This window comes from Microcoleus sp. OTE_8_concoct_300 (assembly GCF_031383065.1).
Classification (GTDB): domain Bacteria; phylum Cyanobacteriota; class Cyanobacteriia; order Cyanobacteriales; family Microcoleaceae; genus Microcoleus.
This window is the reverse complement of record NZ_JANMZH010000034.1, coordinates 1-5499: the sequence shown is the minus strand read 5'-3', so window position 1 is coordinate 5499 and position 5499 is coordinate 1. Positions and strand designations below refer to the sequence as shown.

At 46.0% G+C, this 5499-nt stretch carries 3 protein-coding genes; all 3 read left to right on the top strand.

Annotated elements, in window-relative coordinates; all coding sequences use genetic code 11:
* Window positions 1-3149 (top strand): DEAD/DEAH box helicase (locus ACUVJL_RS02010; protein ID WP_445244317.1); only part of this gene is annotated, 3149 nt, incomplete at its 5' end.
* A gap of 15 nt (window positions 3150-3164) precedes the next feature.
* Entirely contained in the window at window positions 3165-3989 is an 825-nt protein-coding gene (locus ACUVJL_RS02005) for an SWIM zinc finger family protein (RefSeq protein WP_445244316.1), read from the top strand.
* A 261-nt stretch (window positions 3990-4250) separates the two neighbouring features.
* Window positions 4251-5030, top strand: a complete 780-nt coding sequence (locus tag ACUVJL_RS02000) for a photosystem II S4 domain protein (protein ID WP_445244315.1) — start codon at window positions 4251-4253, stop codon at window positions 5028-5030.
* The last annotated feature ends 469 nt before the right edge of the window (window positions 5031-5499 follow it).

Genomic DNA, 5499 nt, shown 5'->3' with positions numbered 1-5499 from the left:
AGACGGCACAGTTAAGAGAGTTTCTAACGAAAGAAGCCGGGATTCAACTGCCACCAGTCAGCAATACAAGTGCGATGGGGCTAGAATACGCGATCGCCCCTCGGTATTTTTTACTGCCCACTGCCGACAACCAGCCGTTGCCCTCTTTAGAACTAGCGCGATATTTAGAGACAGAGTTACCCGAAACATTTGAGTTGGAGTATTGGGAAGTTGATTGTGTGTCCATCGCCACCCACACTTTGACTAAAGTATTGAACGATCTGCATTTTTTTGCCCTCTACGATTTAGCAGAAGTTCAGTTTGGTTCAGACTTGCTATTTTGGTATCACTACACCCAAATTTTTAAGCAAATTGTTCTGAAAGATCATTATATTCCGGCGTTGCGCTATCGAGAAACTGCTCCGATCGCGATCGCACCCATCGAAAGATCCGAACCCGCTGAGAAAGCCACGCGCGGGCGTAAGAAAGCGGGCGAGACAAAAACCAAAACAACTGCAAAAACTCCAAAAACACCTGCCAAAATTGAACCCAGCTTTGAGATTTATCCGGGATGGGAAATTGTTTCAACACAGTACGAAACTGATTTACAACGCTATGTTGAATGGATGCCTTTAGTTTGTGTGTCCGGTTTTCGGAAGATCCAGCTAGAAGATACACCAAAGTTCTACGATCGTGAACGGTTGCTGCGGCATTTTTCCGAGTGTGCGATCGCGGAAATTGTCACTCAAACCCCCATCCCAGCATCGTTTGAAAATAAGATTGCGGATTCTTTACTCCAAATCTGCCTCAACCAAACACGAAAAATCGCGCGAGTAAGCCTTGAGCAATATCGGCAATGGCAAACCTGGCGCGATCGCATTACGCGCAATCAATCTGCTGACTCATTCTCCCTCTGCTTTCAACTACAATCCCCCGAAAACCCCGAACAGCCTTGGGTTTTAGAGTTTCAGGCGGCTGCGAAAAAAGACCCATCTCTGCGGATGCCGTTGCAGGATTATTGGCGATCGCGATCGACTCAACAAAAACAGTTGCAAACACAATTCGGAGACAACTTTGAGCAACATTTGCTGACAAATCTCGGCTACGCTGCCCGCATTTATCCCCAACTTTGGCAAGGGCTAGAAACCGACAAACCCGTTAATATTACCCTCAGCTTAGATGATGCTTTCACCTTTCTCAGCGAGTCCGCTTGGGTATTAGAAGATGCCGGATACAAAGTGATTGTCCCCGCTTGGTGGACGCCGAAGGGACGACAACGGGCGAAGATTCGCCTGCAAGTCAAAGGGAAGGGCAGCAAGAGCGCTGCCATCAAGGGCAAAGGATTGTTTTCGGCGGATTCCTTGGTGGAATATCAATATGAATTGGCGATCGGGGGTGAACGGGTTAGCGAACAAGAATGGCAGGCGTTAGTAAATAGCAAAACACCGCTGGTACAGTTCCGAGGACAATGGATGGAACTGGACAAAGACAAGATGCAGGAGATGCTAAATTTTTGGCAAAAACATCGCGAAGAAAACCCCGATTTAAGCCTGATTGACTTTATGAAGTTGACGGCTGAAGGAGAAGCGAGCGAACAGTTGGAGGTTGAGCGCGATCGGGCGTTATCGGATATGTTGGAGAAGCTGAACGATAAGAGTCGGTTAGAGTTAATTACAGATCCAGCAAAGTTTCAGGGCAAGTTACGGGATTACCAAAAGCGCGGCGTTTCTTGGTTGAGTTATTTGGAAAGTTTGGGATTAAATGGCTGTCTTGCCGATGATATGGGTTTGGGTAAATCGGCGCAGGTAATTGCTCGATTATTGCAAGAGCGGGAAGTTTTATCTACTACAAAAGAGACGGAAAAAGCGATCGCACCTTCGGTTCTACCCACGCTGCTAATTGCGCCCACATCCGTAGTTGGTAACTGGCAAAAGGAAATGGAAAAATTTGCTCCAGAATTGCGATCGCTCATACACCACGGCCCTGGGCGCTTGCAAGATGCCAAGGAATTCCAAGCCGCCGTCCAAGGTTGCGATATGTTGATTACTTCCTTTACCTTGGCGCGAAAAGATGAGAAGCTGTTGAGCAGCATAGCGTGGCATCGCGTGGTAATTGATGAAGCCCAGAATATTAAAAATCCGAAAGCGGCGCAAACAAAGGCGATCTTAAAGTTGCCTGCTACCCATCGGTTGGCGCTGACTGGAACACCCGTGGAAAATCGATTGCTGGATTTATGGTCAATTTTTAATTTCCTCAATCCGGGCTATCTGGGTAAAGAGGCGCAGTTTCGGAAGTTGTTTGAGATCCCGATTCAAAAAAATGGAAGTCGCACGCAATCGGCAGCGCTCAAAAAATTAGTGGAACCCTTTATTCTCCGGCGCCTGAAAACCGATAAGTCGATTATTCAGGATCTCCCCGACAAAGTTGAGCAAAAGCTCTACTGCAATCTCACCCGCGAGCAAGCTTCGCTTTATGAAGCGATTGTGAAAGAGGTAGAACAAGAAATTGATGAGGCGGAAGGGATGAAGCGCAAGGGGATGATTTTGGCGACACTGCTGAAGCTGAAGCAAATTTGTAACCATCCGCGCCAGTTTTTGCAGGATGAAAGTGAGTTTACACCAGAGCGATCGCACAAACTGGAACGGCTGATCGAGATGATTGAGGAAGTCAAAGCAGAAGGCGAAAGTTTATTGGTATTTACGCAGTTTACAGAACTGGGAAGCGCGTTGGAAAAATATATTAAACAAACGCTACATTACAACACTTACTACATCCACGGGGGAACCAGTCGCGAAAAACGGGAACGGATGATTTCAGAGTTTCAAGATCCAGAGTCTGAACCTTCGGTATTTATTCTGTCACTGAAGGCGGGCGGCGTGGGAATTACGCTGACAAAAGCCAATCACGTGTTCCATTTCGATCGCTGGTGGAATCCGGCAGTGGAAGATCAGGCGACGGATCGGGCGTTTCGGATTGGACAGGAAAAAAATGTGTTTGTGCATAAGTTTGTGGCAATTGGTACTTTGGAAGAAAAGATTGACCAAATGATTGAGGACAAAAAGAAATTGGCAGGTTCAATTATTGGTGCTGATGAATCGTGGCTGACTGAGTTGGATAATGAGGCATTTAAAAAGTTAATTAGGCTCAATAAAAATGCAGTTTTAGATTAGGAGAAAATCAAAAATATGTCACAATTTACTCGGACTTGGTGGGGCAATAAATTTATCGATGGGCTGGAAAGATTTACAGATTCTGGGCGACTCGGACGGGGACGTTCCTATGCACGGAATGACAAGGTAAAAAGCTTTAAGATTAATGATGGCTTAGTGATGGCAGAAGTAAGGGGGTCAGTAAATCCTTATTTTGGGGTTTATAAGGAGCCTCTGTACAAAACTAAAATTGAGTTTGAGCCGATTAGTCAGGCAAAGTGGAAAGTGGCGATCGCCCAAATGGCATCCAAAGCCAGCTTCATTTCTCGGCTGCTAATAAACGAAATGCCTGACAACATTGAAAATGCTTTCTCACCCTTCGGATTGCACCTTTTACCCAGCAACCGTGAGGACTTTAAAACCACTTGCTCTTGCCCAGACTATAGCAATCCCTGCAAACATATTGCCGGAGTTTATTATTTGGTGGCCGCCGAATTGGACAAAGATCCATTTTTACTGTTTGAATTACGGGGGCTTTCTAAGGAAGTGCTGCACCGCGAATTAGCAAAAACGCCTTTGGGCTTGGCGCTTTCTGCAGAGTTGACGGCTGATGCAGCGGCCCCTGTGGCGGTGGATTCCTATTTCACGCGGGCGATCGCCAGTGAGGCGCAAACGGTCAGCCTGAAAGAGTTTTGGCATGGTGCGAAGCGATTACCGCAGACGATTGAGGTGGGGGTGCAAAGTGGGGTAAGTGCGATCGTGGTGAAGAAACAGGGAGATTTTCCACAGTTTTGGCACAAGGATGGTTCGTTTATTGAGGCGATGGAAGAGCTGTATTTGCGGGTGAAGAAGAATAAGTAGTTGGGTGGACAATTGTTTCAACGGTTCGGCTGCTTCCTGACACAGCAACCGCGTTGAAATATTAACCTTGCTTAAACTCGAAGACTTCATACATTTGGTACAATAATCGTGCTCATCATATCAGCTTTACCAGCAACTAAAATCATAATATCGTTATTTGATGATTTTAGACTATAATTAAATTAGTGCGACTGTTAAAAAAGTAGACTTTTTAGTTACAGCAAGGTTTGGCAATTTCAAATTAGAATCTAACATTAACTGATGTTACAAAGAGAAGAACTGTTAAAAGGCATTGAAAACCGCGAATGTGTGGCGCGGGCGATCGACCAAGCGGAACAAGCTATAAAAACTTGGGAAGTTACTCAGAGTGATTTTCTGTCGCCCCCGGAGTTGGCGGACACTCTGACGGTATTTAAGCGCTTAACAGATGTGGAATTAGTGGCTTGGGGCGGCTACCCGCAAGCTGAAAGACAAAGAATTGCGATCGCGCGATCGGATATCCCGATCGACTCTGCTAGCGTTAACGTTGCTGCGGTAGAAATCGCTGGCAATTTCTTGTTCGATACAGCTTCTCACCGCGACTTTTTAGGGGCGATGTTGGGTACGGGAATTGTCCGCGAGAAAACTGGCGATGTGATTGTTTTGGGAGAACGCGGCGCGCAAGCCATTGTCATGCCGGAGATGGTAGAGTATTTGGAGATGAGTTTGCAACAAGTGCGATCGGTTCCTGTAAAAACTCGGCGCATTGAGTTGAGCGAACTAAAAATTAGAGAACCCAAAAAGAAAGAAATGACAACCGTTGAAGCCTCCATGAGATTGGATGCTGTCGCCTCCGCTGGATTCGCAATGTCTCGCAGCAAAATGGCCGATTTAATTGATAGTGGCGACGTGCGAGTTAACTGGAAAGACGTTACTCAAGCTAGTTATAATGTCAAGTCTGGAGATTTAATTGCTGTTACGGGCAAGGGAAGATTGGAAATTGGGGAAGTGGCTGTTACTAAGAAGGAACGTTATCGAGTCCAGTTAACTCGATATTTGTAATTTATGGGCGGCATCTTCGGCCCAACCACTACTCCCCACAAAAAATTGACTCTTTGTGGAACAGGCATCTTGCCTGTTCTGAAGAATGCTGAGGCGAAGATGCCCAACCACTACTCCCTACAAAAAATTGACTCTTTGTGGAACAGGCATCTTGCCTGTTCCTAAGAATACTGAGGCGAAGAAGCCCAACCACTACTCCCTACAAAAAATTGACTCTTTAGACCTCTTGCAAAAATAACTAGGACGGGCAAGATGCCCATCCCACAAGAATTATTTTTTCTTGTGGTATGGGCATCTTGCCCGTCCAATAAATTTATGAAAAGGACTTTTGCAAGAGGTCTTTTGTGGAACAGGCATCTTGCCTGTTCCTAAGAATACTGAGGCGAAGAAGCCCAACCCCTACTCCCCACAAAAAATTGACTCTTTGTGGAACAGGCATCTTGCCTGTTCTTAAGAATGCTGCAACATA

What these genes read in the sequence shown, in the direction of transcription:
- ACUVJL_RS02000 (WP_445244315.1), top strand. Translation starts at nt 4,251, where the DNA reads ATGTTACAAAGAGAAGAACTGTTAAAAGGCATTGAAAACCGCGAATGT.
- ACUVJL_RS02005 (WP_445244316.1), top strand. Translation starts at nt 3,165, where the DNA reads ATGTCACAATTTACTCGGACTTGGTGGGGCAATAAATTTATCGATGGG.